The following is a 21303-nucleotide window of genomic DNA, read 5'->3' on the forward strand; positions in this document are numbered from 1 at the left end:
ACGGCGCGATGCTGAAGTTCTTCTGGGGTCCGATGGACTGCGGCAAGTCCACCATGGCCCTGCAGATGAACTACAACCACGCCCGGCAGGGCCGCAACGGGCTGGTGCTGACCCGCATAGACCGGTCCCTGGGCCCGCAGGTGACCACCCGGATCGGCCTGGCCCACGAGGCGATCGAGGTCACCGACGACCTGGACCTGGTGGCGCTGGTACGCGGCCGGTGGGCCGACGGCTTCCGGGTCGACTACCTGATCTGCGACGAGGCCTGCTTCTACGGGGTCGCGCACGTCGAACAGATGGCCGAGCTGGTCGACCGCTACGACGTCGACGTGTTCGCGTTCGGGCTGGCCAGCGACTTCCGGTCCTGCCTGTTCCCGGCCGCGCAGCGGCTGTTCGAACTCGCCGACGAGGTGTGCCGCATCCAGGTCGAGGTGCTGTGCTGGTGCGGCCGCGCCGGGCTGCTCAACGCGCGGGTGGTCGACGGGGTGGTCGCCCGCGAGGGCGCCCGGGTGGTCATCGGCGACACCGCCGACGCGGCGGAGGTGCGCTACCAGGTGCTGTGTCGCCGGCACCACCGCACCGGCGACCTCGGTCCCGGCTGAGCGCCGGCCCCGAACCACCGCCCACACTGGCGGGTGAGCCCGCTGCCGGCCGGTGCCGACGCCGCCGCCCGGGCGCCGCGCCGCGCCGCGCGGACACCCTGGCCGCGACGACGGGGTGACCCGGCCATCAGTACGGGTCCCCGCAGACCCGCCAGTCACCGTCCTCGTCGACCACGGTCAGCGGGTGGGTGCGCACCTTGCCGGACCGCTCGGTCAGCTCGGCGGTGACCGTGCCCCGCGGCCGCCCGTCACGGGTAACCACGCTCACCTCCCGCACGGTGTACCGGCTGATCGCCGGCTGCCCGCCCAGCCACCGCTCGAACTCCAACCGCTGCCAGCGGTCCCGGGTGCCGGCGCAGAGCCGGTCGTACGCGGCGGACGCGTCCCCGACGACCAGGTCGCCGAGGAACGCCTCGGCGACCTGCCGGGCCGGCTCCCGCGCGCCCCGCACCGACTGGTAGTTCCACAGCCCGAGCCCGGTCGCCCCGACCAGGCAGACCAGCACCACCACCGCGGCGCCCAGCAGGACGGCCCGCGCCGTCCGGCGGGGCCGGGTCGGATGCGTGAAGTCGGCCATCTCTCGACGGTAGGGACCGCGCCCCGGTCGGCGCAGCGACACCGGCGAAGCTGGCCACCGCCGCGCCGGGTCGTCTAGCGTCGGCTGGGTCCCACCCCGACCGCGCCGGAGGACCGATGGCCCGCTACGTGCAACAGGTGCCCGCGCCGGCCGACCCGTACACCGGCGACCCGCTGCTGCGCGGCTGGCTGGACCGGCGCCTCGGCCCGGCCGGGCACGCCGCCGCGGCGCACCGGCTGACCGCCCTGGCCGCCGACGTGGCCGGCCCGCTGCGTACCGCCCACGCCCAGGCCGAGGCGAACCCGCCGGTGCTGGTGCGCTACGACCCGTGGGGGGCGCGGATCGACCGGATCGACACCAGCGCCGGCTGGCAGGCCCAACGCGCCGCGGCCGCCCGGCACGCGGTGGTGGCGCTGCCCTACCAGCCGGGTGCCCGCGCCACCTTCGGCCCGGCGGCCCGGGTCGTTCAGCACGCCCTGCTGCACCTGTACGGCCCGGAGTCGGCCACCTTCTCCTGCCCGGTGGCGATGGCCGACGGGGCGGCGGCGCTGCTGAGCCTGCCGGAGGTCGACCCGGCGGCACGGCAGGAGTGGCTGCCCCGGCTGCTGTCGACCGACCCGGCCACCGCGATCACCAGCGGGCAGTGGATGACCGAGTCGCAGGGCGGCTCCGACCTGGCCCGTTCCACCACCGTCGGCCACCCCGCCGCGGACGGGTCGTGGCGGCTCACCGGCGAGAAGTGGTTCTGTTCGGCCGCCGACTCGGCGATGGCGGTCGCGCTGGCCCGGCCGGCGGACGCCGGCGCCGGCAGTCGGGTGTTGGTGCCGTTCCTGGTGCCCCGCTACGCGGACGACTCGCCGCTGGCGCCGGTCGACGCGCCGGCCGGCGCGCCCGCCCCGGGCGTCACCGTGCACCGACTCAAGGACAAGCTCGGCACCTGGGCGCTGCCGACCGCCGAGATCGGCCTGCGGGACGCGTACGCGCTGCCGTTGGGCGACCCGGCTTCTCCCGGCCTGTCCCGGGCGATGACGCTGGTGGTGGTGACCCGGCTGCACAACGCCGCCGCGGCCGCCGCCGGGATGCGCCGGGGCCTGGCGTACGCGCGGGCGTTCGCCGAGGTCCGCCAGGTCGCCGGTGGGCGGCTGGCCGACTCCCCGCTGCACCGGGCCACCCTGGGCGCGCTGGCCGTCGACGCGGCCGGCGCGTTCGTGCTGGCCGGCCACGCGTTCGCGCTGCTGGGCCGGGTCGAGGTGGCCGCCGATCCGGCCGCCGCCGCCGAGCTGCGGATCGTGGCGCCGCTGGCGAAGCTGGCCACCGGCCGGCTGGCGGTCGCCTCGGCCGCCGAGTACGTGGAGTGCTTCGGCGGCGCCGGCTACGTCGAGGACACCGGCGTGCCGCGGCTGCTGCGCGACGCCCAGGTGCTGCCGATCTGGGAGGGCACCACGAACGTGCTCGCCCTGGACGTGCTGCGTTCGGCCGCCCGCGGTGCCGCGGAGCCGCTGCTGACCCGGCTGGAGGAGGCCGCCGACACCGCCGTACGGCTCGACCCTGCGCTGGCGGACGCGCTCGCGGACACGGCCGCCGGGCTGCGGGCCGCGCTCGCTCCGGTCGCCGCCGACCCGGGCGCGGCGGCGGTGGTCGCGGGCGCCCGCGGACTCGCGCTGCGGATGGCGTACGCGTTGGCCACGGCGCTGCTGGCCGAGCTGGCCGCGCAGGCCGCGGACGGGTCCGGCGGGGATCCGGTGGCCGCCGTGGCGGCACCGCTGTGGGCTCGGCGGTGGCTGCGCGGCGACGACATCGCCGCCGCCGCGCACGCGCACGTCGACCTGCTCTGCTGACGCCCCGCAGCGGCCCGGCGCGGTCAGCCGAGGCTGGCGAAGGCCTCCACGTCGCGGGTGCGGCCGGCGACGATGAGGATGTCCCCGGCGTAGAGGGTGGTGCCGGCGGTGGCGTAGGTGAAGTTCTCCCCCGGTCGCTTGATCGACACCACGGTCACCCCGTACCGGGTGCGCAGTTCGGAGTCCGCCAGGGTGCGGTCGGTGGCCTCCGCCGGTGCCCGGGTCTTCACCAGGGCGTAGTCGTCCTCGAACTCGATGAAGTTGAGGATGTGGCCGGTGACCAGGTGCGCGACCCGTTCGCCCATCTCGTGTTCGGGCAGCACCACGTTGTGTGCGCCGACGCGTTCCAGGATGCGGGCGTGCTGGCGGCTGACCGCCTTGGCCCAGATGTTGGCCACTCCGAGGTCTGCCAGCAGCGAGGTGGTGAGGATGCCGGCCTCCAGGTCGGTGCCGATGCCGACCACCGCGTGCGTCAGGTCGGTTATGCCGAGCTGGCGCAGCGCGGTCTCCTCGGTGGTGTTGGCCACGGCCGCGTGGGTGAGCTGGTCGGCGTAGCCCTGCACCACCGCCGGGTTGGCGTCCACCCCGATGACCTCCCACCGCTGGCGCATCAGTTCCAGGGCCAGCGAACCGCCGAACCGGCCGAGGCCGAGTACGGCGATGCGCTTGTCGGTGTCCGGTTTCCTAGCCAACGATGGGTCGCTCCTCGGGTAGTTCGTAGCGGCGGGTCCGCTCCCGCAGGGCCAGCGCCGCGGCGGCGGTGATCGGTCCGATCCGGCCGATGAACATCAGCACGACGAGGATGACATGCCCGGCGGTGCCGAGCTGCGCGGTGATGCCGGTGGACAGGCCGACGGTGGCGAACGCGGAGACCACCTCGAACAGCACCTGATCCAGCCGGAACGGGGTGAGTGCCAGCAGCACCAGGGTGGACACCGCGACGGCGGCGGCGGAGAGCAGGACGATGGTCAGCGCCTGCCGTTGGACACCGGAGGGCAGCCGCCGGCCCAGGGCGTGCACGCTGGGCTCGCCGCGGATCTCGGCCAGGACCACGAAGCCGAGCAGCACGAACGTGGTGACCTTGATGCCGCCGGCGGTGCCGGCGCTGCCGCCGCCGATGAACATCAGCAGGTCGGTCACGAGCAGGCTGACGTCGTTCATGCCGGCCACGTCGATGCTGTTGAAGCCGGCGGTACGGGGCATCACGGCCTGGGTGAATCCGGCCAGCAGCTTCCCGCCCGGGTCCAGCGGGGCGAGGGTGGCCCGGTTGGACCACTCGCTCAGGCTGATCGCCGCCCAGCCGATCACGATCAGCGCGGCCGACGCCCACAGGGTGATCTTGGTGTGGAGGGACCACCGGCGGGGTTCCCGCCACTGCCGGCGCAGCTCGAACAGCACCGGGAAGCCGAGCCCGCCGATGATGACCGCCGCCACGATCGGCAGGCAGACCAGCGGGTCGTCGACGAACCGCACCAGGCTGTCCGGGTACAGGCCGAAGCCCGCGTTGTTGAAGGCCGACACCGCGTGGAACACCCCCAGGTAGCCGGCCCGCTCCCAGGTCTCGCCGTAGCCCCAGGCGAACCGCCAGGTCAGCAGGGCCGTCACCGCCAGTTCGACGAGCACGCTCACCCGCAGGACGCCGAGCACCACCCGTCGTACGTCGCCGACCGCCAGGGTCTTCGTCTCGGCCTGGGTGCCCAGTTGCAGCCGGAATCGCAGCCGGCGGGCGACCAGCAGCCCCAGCAGCGACGCGAGCGTCATGATCCCGAACCCGCCGATCTGGATCAGGCCGAGGATCACCACCTCGCCGAATCCGGACCAGTAGGTGCCGGTGTCCTCGATCACCAGGCCGGTCACGCAGACCGCCGAGGTGGCGGTGAACAACGCCACCACCCAGCCGGCGCCGGTGCCGCTGGCGGTGGCGAACGGCAGCGACAGCAGTCCCGTGCCGGCCAGCACCGCGGTCGCGAAGCCCACCACCACCAGGCGGGCCGGGTGGCGCAGGGCGTCGGACAGCCGCGACGACCAGGCGGCGGTGACCCGGCGCGGCCCGCGTACGGCGGTCCTGACCGCCCGGACGAGCCGGCGCACCGGCAGCCCCGGCCGCCGACGCCGTCGCGGACCCGCTCCGGCCCGGCTCACCGGTGTCCAGGCCAGCAGCAGCACGCCGACGGCCATCGCCGCGAAGACGGCGACCACGGCGGCCAGCCCCAGCGTCAGTTGCCACCAGACGGGATCCACCGGCCCATCCTCCGGTACCGGTCAGCCGCGCCGGGCGCGGGCCGCCCAGATCGCGTACGACGGGTCCCGGTCCAGGTTGTGCCGGTCCCGGTCGTAGCGGCGGGTGGTACGCGGGTCGGCGTGCCCCATCGCGTCCTGGACGTCCTCCAGCGGCACGCCTTCGCCGCGGGCGGTGGTGGCGAAGGCGTGCCGCAGCGAGTGCGGCGACAGCTTCGACCAGGCCGGCAGGCCGGCGATCCGGGCCAGCCGCCGCACCAGCCGGAACACCGCGTGCCGGTCCAGCCGGGCGCCGCTGGCGGTGACCAGCAGCGGCCCGCTGACCCGGTCGGCCGGCAGCCGCCCGCTGGCCGCCCGCTCGGCCAGGTAGGCGTCGACGGCGCGTGCGGTGCCGGGCGCGAGCGCCCGGCGGCGGGGCCGGCCGCCCTTGCCGGTGAACCGCAGGCTGCGGTGGCCGCGTTCGTGTCCGAGGTCGGCCAGGTCCAGGGATACCAGTTCCCCGACCCGCAGTCCCAGGTCGGCCAGGAGGGCCAGCGCCGCCCGGTTGCGGGCGGCGGTCGGGCCGGTTTCGGCGTCGGCGGCGGCCAGCAGCGCGTCGACCTCGTCGGGGGCCAGCCCGATGGTGGCCGAGTGGTCCCGGCTGACCCGGGGCCGGTCGGCGCCGGTGACCGGGTTCGCCGGCACCGCGCCGAGTTTGACCAGGAATTCGTACCAGCTCGACAGCGCGGACAGTTTGCGGGCCACGGTGGCCGGGGTGAACGGCCGCCCGCTGCGCGGATCGACGGTGGACTCCAGGTCCCGGCCGTAGGCGTTGACGTCGAGGAAGCTGGCCCGTAGCGGGTCCAGTTCCCGGCCCGCGCACCAGGCCAGCCAGCCGGCGATGTCGCGGCGGTACGCCGCCCGGGTGTGTTCGGAGAGCCGGCGGTTGCGCAGCCACGCCTCGGTGAAGTCGACCGGTCCCCTGATCAGGGCGGCCTTGGACGGCCGGCGTGGGGTGACGGCGCCGGGGGTGGAACGGTGCATGCGAGAAAGGTTCTCAGCTCGGTGGGGACGCGCCGCGCAGGCGCGCCCGAACGGATTCGATCACGGTTCCGGCATGCTCATTACCGAATTACCGGCAATGGAAATCCGGTAATTGCCCGAGGGGGGTTTCTCGGACGCGCGCACCATAATGACAGTTATGGTGCGTAGCGAGTCCGGTGGATGTCGGACGCCCCCGCTACGGTCTCGGCAGCAAGGTGCAGGCCGCTACCACTTGTGAGGACACCGATGCCGGGCCGGTTCGTGTACTGGATGAACGTCTCCCTCGACCTGAGGATCGAACACGCCCACGGCGAGCAGGGCGGCGGATCGTGGATGCGGATCGGCGAGTCCCTGCACCGCGAGTTCAACTCCCGGGCCCGGGCGCTGTCGCTGATGGTCCAGGGACGCACCATCTACGAAACGATGGAGCGGTTCTGGCCGGCGGCGCGCGACGACGACGCCCTCCCTGACCACCTGCGCGAGTACGGCGAGATCTGGACCTCGATGCCCAAGGTCCTGGTGTCGCGCACCCGCACCAGCGCCGGGTACGACACCCGGGTGCTGGGTGGCGCCGACGCGGTCGGCGCCCTCGCGGACCTGCGATCGCAGACCGAGGGCGACATCGGCGTCGGCGGGGCTACCCTGGCCACCGCGCTGCTACGGGCCGGGCTCCTCGACGAGCTGCTGCTCTTCACCCATCCGGTCATCCTCGGCGCCGGCCGGCCGCTGTTCGACGGGCCCGACGTACCGGTGGAGCTGGACCTGCTCGAACAGGCGCGCTTCGACCAGGGCGTCACGCTCCACCGGTACGCCGTCCGGAACGCGCGTCCAGGATCATGAACACCGCATTGGCCTCGTTGACCTGGCCGCGGCACACCGAGCGACTGACGGTGCGGCCGGCGACCACCGCCGACGCCGACGCCACCTGGCGGTTCCGCCAACGCGCGGACGTCAGCCGCTGGCTCACCCGCGCCTCCGCCACCCTGGAGGAGCACCGCAGGTGGTTCCAGGACCCGGCCAGCCTCGCCAGGACGCTCGTGATCGAGCACCACGGGGAGGTCATCGGCGATCTCATGCTGAAGATCGAGGACGCCTGGGCCCAGGCGGAGATCGCCGACCGCGCCCGCGGCGTGCAGGCGGAGCTGGGCTGGGTGCTGCACCCGGCACACGCCGGCCACGGATTCGCCACCGAGGCCGTTGGTGAGCTGCTCCGGGTCTGCTTCCAGGATCTCGGGCTGCATCGCGTGACGGCCACCTGCTTCGCCGCCAACGAGGCGTCGTGGCGGCTGATGGAACGCGTCGGGATGCGCCGCGAGTTCCATACCGTGCGGGACTCGCTGCACCGTTGCGGCCAGTGGCTCGACTGCGTCGGGTACGCCCTGCTCGCCGACGAGTGGCGCACTGCGGCCTAGCCGACGGCGAGCAGCGTGGACAACTGCCGCAACAGCTGCGGGCGCGGCCGGTAGTAGACCCAGCTGGCGCGTCGCTCGGCATCGACCAGGCCGGCCTCGCGCAGCACCTTCAGGTGGTGCGAGATCGTCGTGCCGGAGATGGTGAAGGCCGGGGTGAGGTCGCAGACGCAGATCTCGCCGCCCGGGGCCGACGCGATCATCGACATCAGCTGCAGCCGGATCGGATCCCCGAGTGCCTTGAACGCGAGCGCGAGGGCGCCGGCGTCGGGCGCGGTGATGCGCTGTTGCGCCAGCGGGACACAGCAGAGTGCGGTCGCTGACACCGGCGACGGTTTCGACATGTGTCGAGGTTGACAGACATCAAAGCCATGTGCAACCTTGGCTTCGATGCCCATCGGATTCGAGAGATGTCGAATCGGATTCGGGGCATGTCGAATCCGAGCGCGGTGGGTCGCCAGGCGCCCGCCGCCCGACCCGACCGCAACGAGGGAGCGCCCGCGATGAACAGTGACGGACCCACCCCGACCGATCCCGGTCCGCCGCCGGTGCTGGTGATCGGCGCCGGCCCGGTCGGGCTGGCCGCCGCCGCCCATTTGCACGAGCAGGGCGTGGCGTTCGTGATCCTGGAGGCCGGCGACCAGGTCGGCGCGTCGGTCCGGCAGTGGGCGCACGTCGGGCTGTTCAGCCCCTGGCGCTACGACATCGACGCCGCCGCCCGCCGGCTGCTCGACGCCGCCGGCTGGGCCGCCCCGGACGACGAGGACCTGCCCACCGGCGGTGAGCTGGTCGACCGGTATCTGCAACCCCTGGCGACGCTGCCGGCCATCGCACCGAACCTGCGCCTCGGGGCGCGGGTCACCGCGATCAGCCGGGTCGGTGCCGACCGGGTCCGCACCGCCGGCCGTGCCGACCTGCCCTTCGTGGTCCGCCTCGCGGACGGCACCGAGTTCACCGCCAGCGCGGTCATCGACGCCTCCGGCACCTGGCGTACGCCGAACCCGCTCGGCGTCAACGGGCTGCCCGCCCACGGCGAGGCGGCGGCCGCCGACCTGATCGACCCGGCGCTGCCCGACGTGCTCGGCGCCGCCCGCGGCCACCACGCGGGCCGGCACACCATCGTCGTCGGTTCCGGGCACTCGGCCGCGAACACGCTGCTGGACCTGGCCCGGCTCGCCGAGGCCGAGCCGGGCACCCGGATCACCTGGGCGGTGCGCGGCGGCTCCCCGCAGCGGGCCTTCGGCGGCGAGGACGCCGACGAGCTGCCTGCCCGCGGCGCGCTCGGCGCCGGCCTGCACTCCCTGGTCGACACCGGCAAGCTGACCCTGGTGACCGGCTTCGGCGTGCACGCGGTGCGCCGCGACGGTGCCGCCGTCACCCTGGTCGCCGCCGACGGTCGTACCCTGACCGGTGACCGGGTGGTCTCGGCGACCGGCTTCCGCCCGGACCACAGCGCCGCCGGTGAGCTGCGCCTGGACCTGGACCCGATCCTGGGCTGCACCCGCGCCCTGGCGGACCTGATCGACCCGAACGAACACTCCTGCGGCACCGTCACCCCGCACGGCTACCGCGAACTCGGACAGCCCGAACCGAACTACTATGCCGTCGGCATGAAGTCCTACGGCCGGGCCCCGACGTTTCTGATGGCCACCGGCTACGAGCAGGTCCGCTCCATCGCCGCCGCGCTCGCCGGCGACTTCGACGCCGCCGACGACGTGCGACTCGACCTGCCCGCCACCGGCGTGTGCAGCGTCGACCTGGTGGCCGAGAACGCCGCCCGGGAGATCGCCGCCCGCTTCGGTCTCACCCCGGACGTACCGATCACACTGGCCACCACGACCATGGCCCTGCTGCCCGCCGCGGCCAGCACCACCGACGCCGTCCGCGCCGCCGCTGACAAGATCGGACTTAACCCCGACATCGCCCTGCAGATCGCCGCGCTCACCGAACAACCCGACGCGCCGCCCAGCGTCACCGGCCTGATCAGCCTCACCACGTCCGCCGGTGGCAGCTGCTGCTCGTGACCGCGGCCGCCGACGCGCCCCTCTCGCCGGCGGTCCTGGTGGTTCCGATGATCCTCGCCACGGCCGGCGCTCCGCTGGCCGTGGCTGCCCTGCACGTCATCACCGGCTCGTACGCGCCCGCCTTCGCCGCCATCCCGGTACCGCTCAGCGGGGGGTGCCTGGTTTCGGGGTGGTGCGGACGTGGGCGCGTTCGCCCTGTCTGCCGATCAGGCTGAGGAACTCGACGGGCCCGGAGCCGGTGGCGCCGAACCAGTGTGGGGTGCGGGTGTCGAACTCGGCGGCCTCGCCGGGTTGCAGGATGAGGTCGTCGTCGCCGAGGACCAGACGCAACGTGCCGTTGAGGACGTAGACCCAGTCGTAGCCCTCATGGGTGCGCAGGTCGGGTACCCGGTTGTCGTCGCCGGCCGGCAGGACGAACTTGTAGGCCTGGATGCCTCCGGGCCTGCGGGTCAGGGGCACGACTGTCGCCCCATCGCCGGCGGCGATGGGGCGCATGTTGATGCGGGGATCGCCGGTCAGTGGCGCGTCGACGAGTTCGTCGATCGTCACGCTGTGGGCGCGGGCCAGTGGGAGCATCTGTTCGAGTGTGGGACGCCGCAGGCCGGCTTCGAGGCGCGACAGGGTGCTGACGGAGATGCCGGTCTCCTCGGCCAGCTCGGTGAGGGTGATGTTGCGGCGCAGCCGCAGCTGCTTCAACCGCGGGCCGACCGCGTCGAGGGTGCGGTCCAGGTTCTCGTCCATCCCGCCATTTTGCCATTTGGCAAGAATCTTTGCGCATCTCGGCCGTCCCGCTCAGGATCTAGCCATGACCGCCGACGACAGGGAAAGGGCAGGCCAGATGGTGGGACAGGCAGAGACCATGCGGGACGTGGTGGTGGTCGGTGGCGGCGCCGCCGGGTTGAGCGCGGCGCTGATCCTGGCACGTTCCCGGCGGCGCGTGACGGTCGTGGACGCCGGCACGCCGCGCAACGCGCCGGCGGAGGGGGTGCACGGCCTGCTGGCGCTCGACGGGCTGAGCCCGCTGGAGTTGCTGGCGCGTGGCCGCGACGAGGTCACCCGCTACGGCGGCGAGATCATCGCCGCGGAGGTGAGCGCCGTGTCGCGCACCGCCGCGGGCTTCGCAGTGATGACACGCGACGGCGCCGTTCTGCACGCGCGCCGGCTGCTTGTCGCCACCGGCCTGGTCGACGAGCTACCGGACATCGCCGGACTGCGGCAGCGCTGGGGCCGCGACGTGCTGCACTGCCCGTACTGCCACGGGTGGGAGGTCCGCGACCGCGCGATCGGGGTGCTCGCCACCGGGGCGATGTCGGTCCACCAGGCGCTGCTGTTCCGTCAGTTGAGCGACGACGTGCGGTACTTCAGCCACGACCAGGACCTCAGCGGGCCGGACCGGTCGAAACTCGACGCGCTCGGCATCCCGGTGATCAGTGGGAGGGTCGCCGGCCTGGCGGTCGTCGGGGACCGGTTGACCGGGGTCCGCCTCGACGACGACGAGGTGGTAGCGGTCGAGACCGTCACGGTGGCGACGCGGATGGTCGCCCGTGCCGAGGTGTTCGCCGGTATCGGGATCACCGCGACGCGGCACCCGATGGGTTCCTTCATCGCCGCTGACCAGACCGGCCGGACCTCGGTGCCCGGGGTGTGGGTGGCCGGTAACGCCACCGACCTGGCCGCCCAGGTCGGCGCGGCCGCCGCGGACGGCGCCCGCGCCGCTGCCCACCTCAACGCCGACCTCGTGACCGAGGACACCGACCGGGCGGTCGCCCGGCTGACGAACGCGGAGACCGTCCGATGACGCACAGCTTCGACCGGGCCTACTGGCAACAGCACTGGCAGCAGGCCTCCGGCGCCCGGCCCGGCTCCGCGGCCGGCAACCCACCCAGCCCGTACCTCGCCGCCGAAACCGCCGGCCTGGCACCGGGCACCGCCCTCGACGCCGGGTGCGGCGCGGGCGCCGAGGCGATCTGGCTGGCCACCCACGGGTGGCGGGTCACCGCCGCCGACATCTCCGCCGACGTCCTCGCCCGGGCCGCCGCCCGGGCCACCGCCAGCGGACTGGCGGCGTCCATCCGGTGGGTGGAGGCGGACCTGACCGCGTGGGATCCGGGCCTGCGCTTCGACCTGGTCACCGCCCACTACGCGCACTCCGCGATGCCGCAACTCGCCTTCTACCAGCGCATCTCCGACTGGGTGGCGCCGGGCGGCACTCTGCTGATCGTCGGGCACCTGCCTACCCCGCCCTCCACCGGCCACGCCCACGGGCACGGGCATCCCGCAGCGGCGACGGTCACCCGCGCCGACATCACCGCCGGCCTGGACGCGGCCGCGTGGAAGATCGTCACCGCCGAGGAGCACCAACGCCCGGTCCCCGGGCCCGGCGGCCAGCCGGTCCTGCTGCACGACGTGGTCGTGCGCGCCACGCGCCAGCCCTGAACCCATCTTCTCCGCGACGCCGGGACCGAGGTCCGTTCCCCGGTGCCGTACCCCACCGCGCCCTTCGGAAGGACCCGCACATGCCCACCCCAGACAGCTTCCGGACCGTGCGCGTCCCCGACGCCACGATCCACGACCCGCGCCGGCGCCGCGCGATCCTGATCGCGGTGTGTATCGCCCTGATGGCGGTCATCGCCTCGGTCTCCGGCCTCAACGTCGCCCAGCCGCAGGTCGCCGTCGCCCTCGGCGCGTCACAGAGCACCGTCCTCTGGATGATCAACGTCTACACCCTGACGCTGGCGGCGCTGCTGCTCCCCCTCGGCGCCCTCGGCGACCGGGTGGGTCGCAAACCGATCCTGCTCGTCGGCCTGGCCATGTTCGGTGTGGCGAGCGCTGCGGCGGGACTGGCCACCTCATCCGGGATGATGATCGCCGCCCGGCTGCTCGCGGGGGTCGGCGCCGCGATGATCATGCCGGTCACCCTGGCCGTCATCACCTCGACGTTCCCCGACGAGGAACGTTCCAAAGCCATCGGCGTCTGGACCGGCGTCGCCGCCGGCGGTGGCATCCTCGGCATGTACCTGTCCGCGGTGCTCGTCGACTGGGCGAACTGGCGGTGGCTGTTCCTCCTGCCTGTCCTGCTCGTGGCCGCGGCCACCGGCCTGGCTCTGCGGGCCGTCCCGAACTCCCGCGAGCAGTCGCGGCACCGGTTCGACCTGGTCGGGTCGCTGACGTCGGTGATCGCCGTGGTCGCGCTCATCTACGTCCTGCACGAAGGCCCGATCCACGGCTGGACCGCACCGGTCACCCTGGTCAGCCTGCTGGTCGGCGTCGCCGCCGGCATCGGGTTCGTGGCCTGGGAACTACGCCGGGCGGCACCCCTGCTCGACGTGCGGCTGTTCCGGGACCGGCGCCTCGCCAGCGGCTCGCTGGTGCTGCTGGCACTGTTCGGTGTCCAGGCCGGGATCTTCGTTGTGCTGTTCCCCTACTTCCAGGCGGTCCTCGGCTGGTCCGGACTGCGCGCGCCACCCTCGCGCTCATGCCGATGGCAGCGATGATGATGCTCGCCGCCGGACTCGCCCCCCGCGTGGCCGACCAGGCGGGAGCCCGCGCGACGATGGCAGCCGGGATCCTGCTCGGTGGCGCCGGCCTGGCGTTGCTGGCCACCCTGGTCTCCGTCGACGGGGGCTACCTGACGGTCCTGCCCGGCATGCTCGCCATGGGGCTCGGCATGGGCCTCACCCAGACCCCCTCCACCGAGGCCATCACCTCCGCCCTGCCCCGCGAACGTCAAGGCGTCGCGTCCGCCCTCAACGACGTCACCCGGGAATTCGGCACCGCACTCGGCGTCGCCCTCCTCGGAGCGGTGCTGACCGCGGGCTACCGCAACGCCATCACCCCCCGCCTCGACACGGTGCCCACCGACACCGCCGACACCGCCCGCGAAGGGATCGCCACCGCCATCGCCACCGCCGACACTGCCGGCAGCCAGGCACCCGCGCTCATCCGGGCCGCCCAGGAGTCGTTCGTCGAGGGCTGGCAACAGGCCATGTGGGCAGGGGTCGCCGTGATGACGATCCTCTTCGGCTACGTCCTGGCCCGGGGTCCTCGGCGCACCAGGCCCACCACACCGGCGACCGCGTCGAACTCGACAAGCGACGCCATCGCCGGGTGACGCCGCCCGGCAGCCCAGTCCCGCGGAGCACCGCCGGGTCATTCCCGCCTGCGGTGCTCCCGGGCGGCGCTGCGGGACCGGGCCAGGGTCAGCAGCCGCTCCACCTCGGCCGCGGTGTCCGGACCGGGGTTGACCACGCTCACCCAGCCCTGCACCGCGTAGGCCGGATGCGGCACCAGCCGGTCCGGCGCCGCGAAGTCGATCCCCCCGCTGTGCGCGGCGAACTCCTCCGGGCCGTAGCCGAACAGGTTGCGGAACTCGGCCCGCCCCACCTCGATGTTGAGTCGATACCGGCCGGGCTCGGCCAGGCGGGACCGCTCGTCGAAGTCCGGCACGTCGTGCAGGACGATGGTGGCGAACGGCCACCGGCGGTCCTCGCCGGCGAAGAAGAACCGGTCGCCCCAGGTGTAGGGCGGTAGGTCGGAGCCCGCCTCGACCCGGGTCTCGGTCACCCCGGGCAGCCCGGCGATCCGGGCCGCGTCCGCCGCTCCCGGCTCGTAGCCGATGTGCAGGATCGCGTCGCAGGTGTCGACCGTCGCGCTGTCCAGCGGGAAGTGCCCGAGCAGGTCGACCACCCGGGCGCGGGCGTCGTCCGCGGGCGGCGGGGGGAAGATCCCGGTCTCCGGGCCGAGCCGCTCCTCGTAGGTGCCGGGTTCCGGCCGGCCGAGGCCGACCGGGCCGCTGGCGCCGAGGCTGCCGGCCACGTACACGTACTGCTTCCCGAGCAGCGACGACACGATCGAGCCGGCGCCGTTCCACTGGGCGGACAGGTCCTCACCGTCCCAGTGGCTGGACCACCAGCTCGGCTGCCGCTGCAGGTGCGCGTTGTGTGCGAAGACCAGGGTCGGCCCACGGTCGCGCTCGCCGGCGACGATGTCGAGCAGGTTCTGCGCCATCAGCGCGTCCCGCACCGCGAGCAGGCGGCCGACCCGCTGCGACCGGGTGCCCGGCTCGGCCATCGCGGCGTGGTAGGCGAGCAGGCCGACGGCCGTGGTGGCGAGCACCCGGGCCCGGTGCCAGCAGTGCGTGGAGGTGTCGGCGATCAGGCGGGGCGCGTCGGCGTACAGCTGGGTCTTCAGGTCCTCGGCGAGGCCGCGCAGCGCGGCGGCCTCCGGTGACCGGCCCGGGGAGCGCGTCGCGTCGACCATGATCTCCGGGGCGGTCCAGCGGGTCTCGTCGCCGACCAGGTGGTCCAGGTCGGGTGCCGGCACGCCGAGGTAGTCGCGCAGTTCGCGCAGGATCGGGCCGGGGCTGGGAGCGCCGGTGATCTCGGTGGGCGCGTCGAAGCCGTGGAAGGCGACGCGGTCGGCGGGCGGCAGCGTCGCGTTGTGGTCGCGTAACCAGTCGACAAGCTCGCCGGTGGCGGGGTGGGCGCCCCAGCCGTGGCTGATGCCGGTGGTCAGGTCCACCTCGTCGCGGCGGCCCCGCACGTAGTCGTCGACCGCGAGGCCGGCGGCCCGGTCCGACTCGATCGCGATCGACCGGAAGCCGTACCCGGTCAGGGTTTCCAGGATCCGGTTGCGCAGGCGCGGGAACGCCGGCTCGCCGTGGTAGGGCTCACCGATCGCGAGCAGCCGCGGCCGGCGGGCGGAGATCAGGGACCGCAGGGCGGTGTCAAAAGCCATGGCCTCAACCGTATCGTTGAACCAGCGGTTGAAACTTTGGTCAAAGAGGGACTCGGAACCAACCTTTGAAGTCTCAAACAGGGGTGTACCGACCCGTCGACCTGGCGCGGCGGCACGGGCTGTCGGCGCAGGCGGTCCGCAACTACGAGCGGGCCGGGGTGATCCCGCCCGCCGCACGGACGGCCAGCGGTTACCGGGTCTACACCGATGATCACGCGGGGGCGCTGCACGCCTACGTCGCCCTCATCGCCGGGTACGGTCACCGCCCCGCCGGTGAGGTCATGACGTCGGTGCTCCGCGACGACCTGCCGGCGGCGCTGGCGGTGATCGACGCCGCGCACGTGCGGCTGCACCACGACCGTCAGACCGTGGAGCGGGTCGCGGCGGCCGCATTCGCGCTCGCCGCCGCCCCGGCCGCGCCGGGACCGGACCGGCCGGTGTCGATCGGGGTGCTCGCCCACCGGCTCGATCTGACCCCGGCCACGCTGCGCAAGTGGGAACGGGCCGGCGTGCTGGCCCCGGCCCGGGCCGGCGCCGCGCGCTCCTACTCCCCCGATGACGTGCGCGACGCCGAACTCGCCGATCTGCTGCGCCGCGGCGGCTACCCGCTGCGCCACATCGCGGCGGTGATCGAGCAGGTGCACGCCGCCGGTGGACCCGGCCCGCTGGCGGACTCGATCGATGACTGGCGGGAGCGGATCACGGCCCGCGGCCGGGCGATGCTGACCGGATCCGCCCGCCTCGCCGACTACCTGTCCTTCCGCGAGATGGGTGCCGCGCGGGTGTGACGCGGTTCGCAGGGTGTCGGGGGCGGGGGAGTTGACGACGGCCCGAGTCCGGTAGTAAATAGGAACTAGGACTTGAGTCGACGAGACTCAACTTGAGGATCGCGACCCGGCACCCGCACAGGGAGGATTGACGATGTTGATGCGTACCGACCCGTTCCGCGAGATCGACCGCATCGCGGAGCAGTTCTTCGGCACCACCAGCCGCCCGGCCGTCATGCACATGGACGCCTACCGGGACGGCGACTACTTCTACGCCGCCTTCGACCTGCCCGGCGTCGACCCCGACAGCATCGACTGCACGGTGGAGCGCAACGTGCTGACGGTGCGGGCCGAGCGGCGTCGCCCGACCGGCGACACCGTCGAACTGGTCGCGGCCGAGCGGCCGATGGGCGCCTTCTCCCGCCAACTCTTCCTCGGCGAGACCCTGGACACCGAGGAGCTGGAGGCCAGCTACGAGGCCGGCGTGCTGACCCTGCGCATCCCGGTCGCCGAGCGGGCCAAGCCGCGGCGGGTGGCCGTCACCGTGACCGGCGACGCGAAGCGCCAGATCAACGCCTGACAGGAGTTGCGCACTTGACGGGGTAGGCCCAGCGCCTACCCCGTACGGCTGTTGCCCGGTGCCGGGCGCTCGGTGAACAGGGCGATCAGGTCGCCGATGCGTCGGTCCGCCTCGGCGGGGTGCCGGAAGTGCCCAGCGGGGTTGACGGTGTAGTGATTGCGGCGTCCGACCCGGCTGCGTCGCAAATAACCGGCCGATTCGAGGTCGGCGACGATGGCCTGCGCGGCGCGTTCGGTGATGCCGATCTCGATGGCCACGTCCCGCAGCCGGGCGGTCGGGTCGCGGGCGATGCTCACCAGCACGTGGGCGTGGTTGGTCAGGAACGTCCATCCCTTCCCGCCGGTCGTCGGCGGTGCTCCGCTGTTGTCGACATCCGTCCGCTCGGACTCGGGGTACGACGCCATCACTCTTCACCTGTGCAGGGCCCGAAAGCCACATCCTAGATCCGTCACCCACGTCCCGAAACGTGAGCCGCGAATCAGGATTCGTGAGTACGTGTACGGCGGCGGTGGGCGTCGGGTACTCGTGGACCTGTCGGCGTCGGCGGCGTGCTCGGCGCCGACGCCGAGGTGGTAGCGGGTGGCGGCGAGCCGCCGGTGGGAGGCGAAGTCGCGACGGCCGCGGGTGGTGGCGTGGGCGACCACAGCCATGACCGCCCCCCAGAGGGCGCCCCGACCAGGGTGGTCGCCGCGGTCGTTAGGTCGGTCGGCAGCGGCAGTCGGGGCGTCGTCATCACCGGGCTCCTTTCCGGATCTCCTGCTACCGCGCAGGTCGGTGCAGGTCGGAGGCGGTGTCGGTCGAAGTCCCGGCCGGGTGCCCGGCGTCGAGCGCGTCGGTGTCAGCGGTGGTGCCACGGGTGCTGCGCAGGCTCCACCCGATCGACACGGCGATCGTCACCACGATCACGCCGAGGGTGACCGGGATGGGCAGTTTGCCGACCGGGGTCTCCGAGAGGATGAGCTTGACGCCGGCGAAGGCCAGCAGGACGGCCAGGCCGTAGTGCAGGTGCACGAAGCGGCGCAGCAGCCCGGCGAGGCAGAAGTACAGGCTGCGCAGGCCGAGGATGGCGAACGCGTTGGCGGTCCAGACGATGAAGGTGCTGGTGGTGATGGCCAGGATCGCCGCGACGCTGTCGATGGCGAAGATCAGGTCGGTGGTCTCGACGGCGATCAGGACCACGAACAGCATGGTGGCGACGCGTCTGCCGTTGATCCGGGTGAAGAACCTGTCGCCGTGGTAGGCCGGGTCGGTCGGGATGACCTTGCGCACGAGGCGGACGACGGGGTTGCGGTCGGGCGGGGTCTGCTCGTCGTGACGGAACGCCATCTTGTAGCCGGTGTAGACGAGGAACGCGCCGAACAGGTACGCGGTCCAGAAGAAGGTCTCGAGGAGTTCGGCACCGACGAAGATGAACACCAGCCGGAATACCAGCGCACCGATCACGCCCCAGAACAGCACCTTGTGTTGGAAGGCGGCGGGCACGGCGAAGTAGGTGAAGATCATCGCGAAGACGAACACGTTGTCGACGGACAGGGCCTTCTCGATCAGGTAGCCGGCGTAGTAGGTGCCGGCGACGTCACCGCCCTGCCACGCCCAGAGGATCACGCCGAACAGCAGTCCGGCGGCGATCCAGACTCCGGACCAGATCGCGGCCTCGCGGAAGTCGATGACGTGGTTGTCGCGGTGCATGAACAGATCGACGGCCAGCATCGCCGCGATCGCCAGCATCAGAGCGGCCCAGATCCACCAGGAGACGGACATCGCTGCGGGGGAACCCTTTCGTCCGGGGCCGGGACAGGGCGGTGGGCCTGTCCCGGCGCTGCTGGACGAAGGTCTCCCCGGGCCACCGCACCGGTGGCTGCACCGCCGGGATCCGGATGGGCCGGGCCCGTACTGACGGCGGTGCGCGGATCGTCGGGTACTCCCCCTCGAACTACGACCAAGTATTCACGAAGCACAGATCGCATGTCAAGGGATTCTGCGCGGCCCACGCGATCCTGGGCCGCCGTACCGCCGGGCCGCGCGCCCTACAATTCGCCAGCGATGGACAACCAGCCAACGGTCACCGACCCCCCGCCCGACACCCGCCCCTGCGGCCACTGCGGCCGACCGGTCCCCCAGCGGGTCGGCGCCGGCCGGCCGTTCCGCTACTGCCGGGACAACGACGGCGCCTGCCAGCGGGCCTCCCGCAACAGCCGGATGCGGCACCGCAACGCACCCGGCCTGCCCGGACAGATCGCCCGGACCTGGGAGGCGGTCGAGCGGCTCGACCAGGTGGTGGAGTCGCTCACCGAATCCCTGCACGCCGAACTGTCCCCCGCCGGGGTCGAACGGCAGGTCGGCCAGATCCGCGCCGAGACCGCCGCGCAGGTGGCCGCCGCCCACGCCGAACGGGACGAGGCGCGCGCCGAGGCGGAGGCGGCCACCGCCGCGCTGCGGGTGGCCCGGCAGGCCGCCGAGACCGCCACCGAACAGCGGGCCGCCGCCCGCCGCGACGCGGCTGCCGCCGAGCAGCTCGCGGCCGAGGCCCGGCAGGCCGCCGAGGCCGCCACCGCCGCCCGCGACCAGGCCCGCGCCGCGGCCGGCACCGCCGACGCGCTGCGCGGGCAGGCCGAGCGCGACCGCGACGCGGCCCGGCGGGAGGCCGACACGCTGCGCGCCCGCGCCGAGGTGGACCACCGCCAGATCGTCGACCTGACCGGTGAGCGCGACGCCGCCCGCCAGGACGCGCACCGCGCCACCCGCACCGGCGAGGAGGCCGTCGCCCAGGCCCGACGGCTACGGGAAACCCTGGACGACCGGACCCGGCGGCTGAGGGAGGCACTGGATCAGGCCCGCGCCGAGCTGGATCAGGCCCGCGCCGAGGCGGCCGGGTCCGCCCGTGACGCCCGCCGCGCCGAGGCGCAACGCGACGCCGCCACCGCCGCGGCCGCGACCGCTACCGCCGAGCGGGACCGCGACCGCGAGGCCCTGCGCCGCGCCCACGACGACCTGCGGGAGGTCCGCGACCAGCTGGCCGCCGCCCGGGCGGCGGCCGACACCGCCGAGGGCCGGCTCGCCGAGCTCCTGGTACGGCTGGCAGCCGCCGACGCCGACCGGGCGGCCGCCGCCGAACGCGCCGGTCGACTCACCGCCCAGGTGACCGACCTGGCCGCCGCGCTGGCCAGCCTCGGCGGCGCCCGCCCCACCGCCGCACCACCCGGCACGGACGAAAACCCCCAGCCAGCCACTTTTCGCCCATCCGCCGGGTGACCCTTCCGCGGCGGGTGCCGCGGGCGGCTACGCTCGGAGCGATTGATCGGACGTAGGTTCCGGGCCGGCGGCGGGAATCGCCCACCCGGCTCAGGTCGTTACGCCAATAAGAGATCCACCGATAGCAACCACCCACACCACCACAGCACAAGACCAGCACCACGACCGAGGGGAAAGCCGAACATGGGCGAGCGCATGCTGCGCGGCAGCCGTCTGGGAGCAGTCAGCTACGAGTCCGACCGCAACACGGAGCTTGCCCCACGTCAGACCCGCGAGTACCTCTGCGCCAAGGGACACCAGTTCGAGGTGCCGTTCGCCGTCGACGCGGAGGTGCCGATGACCTGGGAGTGCAAGTTCGACGGCAGCGTCGCGCGGCTGGTCGACGGCAGCGAGCCGGAGCAGAAGAAGGCCAAGCCGCCGCGGACCCACTGGGACATGCTGCTGGAGCGGCGCTCCATCGCCGAGCTGGAGGACATTCTCGCCGAGCGGCTCGAAGAGGTACGCACCCGGCGCGGCCGCGCCTGACCGCAGCCAACCGACCACCACGGCCGCCCCCACCGCCCCCGCGCGGCAGGGGCGGCCTCCCGTTTCCAGACGCGGCCTCCGGGCCTGCCATGTCCGGCCGTCACACCTGACCTGCGGCCAGTCGGGCCCGGCGCGGCGGTGCGGCGCCCGGCGGTCAGGTGGTGCGGCGCGGTTCGACGATCTCGCCTTCGATGGCAGCCCCCGGCTCGGCGTCGCTCGGCTGCGCCGGCCCGGTCGGTGGCGGCTGCGCCGGTTGTGACTCGCCGCGGCGCACCCGGACCCGCCGGGGACCGAACAGGTCGCCGGCCACCGCCGCCGAGACCCGCCGCTCGGCGGCGACCTGCGCCCGCCGGCGAGCCAGCCGACGCACCGGCGGCACCGTCAACAGCAGGCCCAGCACGCCGCTGACCAGGCCCGGCATCGCCAGCAGCAGACCCGCCAGCAGCCCGATCAGGCCATCGGTGACCTGCGCGCCGGGCGGCCGACCGGCCTCGGCGGCCGACCGGAAACCCCGCCAGGCACGCATCCCCTCCCGGCGCAGCAACAGCAGCCCCGCCACCGACGCGGCCAGAATCAGCAGCACCGTCCAGCCGAAGCCGATGGCGCGGCCGACCAGCGCGAACGCGCTGATCTCCAGCACCGTCATGAGCAGAAGTGCCAGCGGCACCAGTCTCCAGCCTCGGCGCATGTCACCTCATCTCCCGATGCCCGCTTCGACCACTGCGCGCATCA

At 73.5% G+C, this 21303-nt stretch carries 23 protein-coding genes; 13 read left to right on the top strand and 10 right to left on the bottom strand.

The window, feature by feature from the left end:
* The first annotated feature begins 8 nt into the window (after positions 1–8).
* On the top strand, positions 9–602 hold the full coding sequence (locus O7627_RS17365; RefSeq protein ID WP_278098306.1) for a thymidine kinase: 594 nt from the start codon (positions 9–11) through the stop codon (positions 600–602).
* A 127-nt stretch (positions 603–729) separates the two neighbouring features.
* Here the strand turns inward: O7627_RS17365 and O7627_RS17370 are convergent, their stop codons facing one another.
* Complete coding sequence (locus O7627_RS17370) at positions 730–1179, bottom strand: hypothetical protein (protein ID WP_278094567.1); 450 nt, start codon at positions 1177–1179, stop codon at positions 730–732.
* A 116-nt stretch (positions 1180–1295) separates the two neighbouring features.
* On the opposite strand from O7627_RS17370, the gene O7627_RS17375 reads away from it, so the two are divergent.
* The gene (locus O7627_RS17375; RefSeq protein ID WP_278094568.1) at positions 1296–3017 is read left to right on the top strand and encodes an acyl-CoA dehydrogenase family protein; all 1722 of its coding nucleotides are present in this window, start codon (positions 1296–1298) and stop codon (positions 3015–3017) included.
* A gap of 23 nt (positions 3018–3040) precedes the next feature.
* Here the strand turns inward: O7627_RS17375 and O7627_RS17380 are convergent, their stop codons facing one another.
* From O7627_RS17380 to O7627_RS17390, 3 genes are read right to left on the bottom strand one after another with little or no spacing between them, the layout of a single operon-like run.
* On the bottom strand, positions 3041–3709 hold the full coding sequence (locus O7627_RS17380) for a TrkA family potassium uptake protein (RefSeq protein ID WP_278094569.1): 669 nt from the start codon (positions 3707–3709) through the stop codon (positions 3041–3043).
* The gene (locus tag O7627_RS17385) at positions 3702–5258 is read right to left on the bottom strand and encodes a potassium transporter TrkG (protein ID WP_278094570.1); all 1557 of its coding nucleotides are present in this window, start codon (positions 5256–5258) and stop codon (positions 3702–3704) included. Before O7627_RS17385 ends, O7627_RS17380 begins: the two co-directional genes overlap by 8 nt.
* Positions 5259–5279: 21 nt before the next feature.
* Complete coding sequence (locus O7627_RS17390; RefSeq protein WP_278094571.1) at positions 5280–6278, bottom strand: tyrosine-type recombinase/integrase; 999 nt, start codon at positions 6276–6278, stop codon at positions 5280–5282.
* A 246-nt stretch (positions 6279–6524) separates the two neighbouring features.
* Between O7627_RS17390 and O7627_RS17395 the strand changes: the two genes are divergently transcribed.
* The gene (locus O7627_RS17395; protein ID WP_278094572.1) at positions 6525–7118 is read left to right on the top strand and encodes a dihydrofolate reductase family protein; all 594 of its coding nucleotides are present in this window, start codon (positions 6525–6527) and stop codon (positions 7116–7118) included.
* On the top strand, positions 7115–7690 hold the full coding sequence (locus O7627_RS17400) for a GNAT family N-acetyltransferase (protein WP_278094573.1): 576 nt from the start codon (positions 7115–7117) through the stop codon (positions 7688–7690). The genes O7627_RS17395 and O7627_RS17400 overlap by 4 nt, the downstream gene beginning before the upstream one ends.
* Here O7627_RS17400 and O7627_RS17405 read toward each other — a convergent pair.
* Entirely contained in the window at positions 7687–8031 is a 345-nt protein-coding gene (locus O7627_RS17405) for a metalloregulator ArsR/SmtB family transcription factor (RefSeq protein WP_278094574.1), read from the bottom strand. The two genes, O7627_RS17400 and O7627_RS17405, sit on opposite strands and share 4 nt — an antisense overlap.
* Before the next feature lie 159 nt (positions 8032–8190).
* Between O7627_RS17405 and O7627_RS17410 the strand changes: the two genes are divergently transcribed.
* Entirely contained in the window at positions 8191–9711 is a 1521-nt protein-coding gene (locus O7627_RS17410; protein WP_278098307.1) for an NAD(P)-binding domain-containing protein, read from the top strand.
* Positions 9712–9855: 144 nt separating this feature from the next.
* Here the strand turns inward: O7627_RS17410 and O7627_RS17415 are convergent, their stop codons facing one another.
* The gene (locus O7627_RS17415; protein WP_278094575.1) at positions 9856–10452 is read right to left on the bottom strand and encodes an XRE family transcriptional regulator; all 597 of its coding nucleotides are present in this window, start codon (positions 10450–10452) and stop codon (positions 9856–9858) included.
* Between the two features lie 97 nt (positions 10453–10549).
* Here O7627_RS17415 and O7627_RS17420 point away from each other — a divergent pair, with 97 nt between their 5' ends.
* From O7627_RS17420 to O7627_RS17435, 4 genes are all read left to right on the top strand, one after another.
* Positions 10550–11509, top strand: coding sequence for an NAD(P)/FAD-dependent oxidoreductase (locus tag O7627_RS17420; RefSeq protein ID WP_278098308.1), 960 nt, complete (start codon positions 10550–10552; stop codon positions 11507–11509).
* The gene (locus O7627_RS17425) at positions 11506–12147 is read left to right on the top strand and encodes a class I SAM-dependent methyltransferase (protein WP_278094576.1); all 642 of its coding nucleotides are present in this window, start codon (positions 11506–11508) and stop codon (positions 12145–12147) included. Before O7627_RS17420 ends, O7627_RS17425 begins: the two co-directional genes overlap by 4 nt.
* An 80-nt stretch (positions 12148–12227) precedes the next feature.
* The gene (locus tag O7627_RS17430) at positions 12228–13205 is read left to right on the top strand and encodes an MFS transporter (RefSeq protein ID WP_278094577.1); all 978 of its coding nucleotides are present in this window, start codon (positions 12228–12230) and stop codon (positions 13203–13205) included.
* Positions 13187–13822: an MFS transporter gene (locus O7627_RS17435; RefSeq protein ID WP_278094578.1), complete on the top strand. Its 636-nt coding sequence runs from the start codon at positions 13187–13189 to the stop codon at positions 13820–13822. The genes O7627_RS17430 and O7627_RS17435 overlap by 19 nt, the downstream gene beginning before the upstream one ends.
* Positions 13823–13860: 38 nt before the next feature.
* Here the strand turns inward: O7627_RS17435 and O7627_RS17440 are convergent, their stop codons facing one another.
* The gene (locus O7627_RS17440) at positions 13861–15447 is read right to left on the bottom strand and encodes a DUF6194 family protein (RefSeq protein WP_278094579.1); all 1587 of its coding nucleotides are present in this window, start codon (positions 15445–15447) and stop codon (positions 13861–13863) included.
* Positions 15448–15530: 83 nt separating this feature from the next.
* Here O7627_RS17440 and O7627_RS17445 point away from each other — a divergent pair, with 83 nt between their 5' ends.
* Positions 15531–16235: a MerR family transcriptional regulator gene (locus tag O7627_RS17445; RefSeq protein WP_278094580.1), complete on the top strand. Its 705-nt coding sequence runs from the start codon at positions 15531–15533 to the stop codon at positions 16233–16235.
* Positions 16236–16368: 133 nt separating this feature from the next.
* Positions 16369–16794: an Hsp20/alpha crystallin family protein gene (locus O7627_RS17450; protein WP_278094581.1), complete on the top strand. Its 426-nt coding sequence runs from the start codon at positions 16369–16371 to the stop codon at positions 16792–16794.
* A gap of 35 nt (positions 16795–16829) precedes the next feature.
* On the opposite strand, the gene O7627_RS17455 is transcribed toward O7627_RS17450, so the two are convergent.
* Both O7627_RS17455 and O7627_RS17460 read right to left on the bottom strand, forming a co-directional pair.
* Positions 16830–17198, bottom strand: a complete 369-nt coding sequence (locus tag O7627_RS17455; RefSeq protein WP_278094582.1) for a MarR family winged helix-turn-helix transcriptional regulator — start codon at positions 17196–17198, stop codon at positions 16830–16832.
* 355 nt (positions 17199–17553) lie between these two features.
* Complete coding sequence (locus tag O7627_RS17460; RefSeq protein ID WP_278094583.1) at positions 17554–18555, bottom strand: TerC family protein; 1002 nt, start codon at positions 18553–18555, stop codon at positions 17554–17556.
* A gap of 282 nt (positions 18556–18837) precedes the next feature.
* Here O7627_RS17460 and O7627_RS17465 point away from each other — a divergent pair, with 282 nt between their 5' ends.
* Both O7627_RS17465 and O7627_RS17470 read left to right on the top strand, forming a co-directional pair.
* Entirely contained in the window at positions 18838–20046 is a 1209-nt protein-coding gene (locus O7627_RS17465; RefSeq protein WP_278094584.1) for a hypothetical protein, read from the top strand.
* Between the two features lie 183 nt (positions 20047–20229).
* Positions 20230–20571: an RNA polymerase-binding protein RbpA gene (locus O7627_RS17470; protein WP_278094585.1), complete on the top strand. Its 342-nt coding sequence runs from the start codon at positions 20230–20232 to the stop codon at positions 20569–20571.
* Between the two features lie 154 nt (positions 20572–20725).
* Here the strand turns inward: O7627_RS17470 and O7627_RS17475 are convergent, their stop codons facing one another.
* The gene (locus tag O7627_RS17475) at positions 20726–21259 is read right to left on the bottom strand and encodes an FxsA family protein (protein ID WP_278094586.1); all 534 of its coding nucleotides are present in this window, start codon (positions 21257–21259) and stop codon (positions 20726–20728) included.
* Positions 21260–21303 lie beyond the last annotated feature (44 nt).

The organism is Solwaraspora sp. WMMD1047 (assembly GCF_029626155.1).
Classification (GTDB): domain Bacteria; phylum Actinomycetota; class Actinomycetes; order Mycobacteriales; family Micromonosporaceae; genus WMMD1047.

Bases quoted from the DNA above. Each gene is read 5' to 3' on its own strand.
- O7627_RS17365 (WP_278098306.1), top strand. From the start codon at position 9: ATGCTGAAGTTCTTCTGGGGTCCGATGGACTGCGGCAAGTCCACCATG.
- O7627_RS17370 (WP_278094567.1), bottom strand. From the start codon at position 1,179: ATGGCCGACTTCACGCATCCGACCCGGCCCCGCCGGACGGCGCGGGCC.
- O7627_RS17375 (WP_278094568.1), top strand. From the start codon at position 1,296: ATGGCCCGCTACGTGCAACAGGTGCCCGCGCCGGCCGACCCGTACACC.
- O7627_RS17390 (WP_278094571.1), bottom strand. From the start codon at position 6,278: ATGCACCGTTCCACCCCCGGCGCCGTCACCCCACGCCGGCCGTCCAAG.
- O7627_RS17395 (WP_278094572.1), top strand. From the start codon at position 6,525: ATGCCGGGCCGGTTCGTGTACTGGATGAACGTCTCCCTCGACCTGAGG.
- O7627_RS17400 (WP_278094573.1), top strand. From the start codon at position 7,115: ATGAACACCGCATTGGCCTCGTTGACCTGGCCGCGGCACACCGAGCGA.
- O7627_RS17405 (WP_278094574.1), bottom strand. From the start codon at position 8,031: ATGTCGAAACCGTCGCCGGTGTCAGCGACCGCACTCTGCTGTGTCCCG.
- O7627_RS17410 (WP_278098307.1), top strand. From the start codon at position 8,191: ATGAACAGTGACGGACCCACCCCGACCGATCCCGGTCCGCCGCCGGTG.
- O7627_RS17415 (WP_278094575.1), bottom strand. From the start codon at position 10,452: ATGGACGAGAACCTGGACCGCACCCTCGACGCGGTCGGCCCGCGGTTG.
- O7627_RS17420 (WP_278098308.1), top strand. From the start codon at position 10,550: ATGGTGGGACAGGCAGAGACCATGCGGGACGTGGTGGTGGTCGGTGGC.
- O7627_RS17425 (WP_278094576.1), top strand. From the start codon at position 11,506: ATGACGCACAGCTTCGACCGGGCCTACTGGCAACAGCACTGGCAGCAG.
- O7627_RS17430 (WP_278094577.1), top strand. From the start codon at position 12,228: ATGCCCACCCCAGACAGCTTCCGGACCGTGCGCGTCCCCGACGCCACG.
- O7627_RS17435 (WP_278094578.1), top strand. From the start codon at position 13,187: ATGCCGATGGCAGCGATGATGATGCTCGCCGCCGGACTCGCCCCCCGC.
- O7627_RS17440 (WP_278094579.1), bottom strand. From the start codon at position 15,447: ATGGCTTTTGACACCGCCCTGCGGTCCCTGATCTCCGCCCGCCGGCCG.
- O7627_RS17450 (WP_278094581.1), top strand. From the start codon at position 16,369: ATGTTGATGCGTACCGACCCGTTCCGCGAGATCGACCGCATCGCGGAG.
- O7627_RS17455 (WP_278094582.1), bottom strand. From the start codon at position 17,198: ATGGCGTCGTACCCCGAGTCCGAGCGGACGGATGTCGACAACAGCGGA.
- O7627_RS17460 (WP_278094583.1), bottom strand. From the start codon at position 18,555: ATGTCCGTCTCCTGGTGGATCTGGGCCGCTCTGATGCTGGCGATCGCG.
- O7627_RS17465 (WP_278094584.1), top strand. From the start codon at position 18,838: ATGGACAACCAGCCAACGGTCACCGACCCCCCGCCCGACACCCGCCCC.
- O7627_RS17470 (WP_278094585.1), top strand. From the start codon at position 20,230: ATGGGCGAGCGCATGCTGCGCGGCAGCCGTCTGGGAGCAGTCAGCTAC.
- O7627_RS17475 (WP_278094586.1), bottom strand. From the start codon at position 21,259: ATGCGCCGAGGCTGGAGACTGGTGCCGCTGGCACTTCTGCTCATGACG.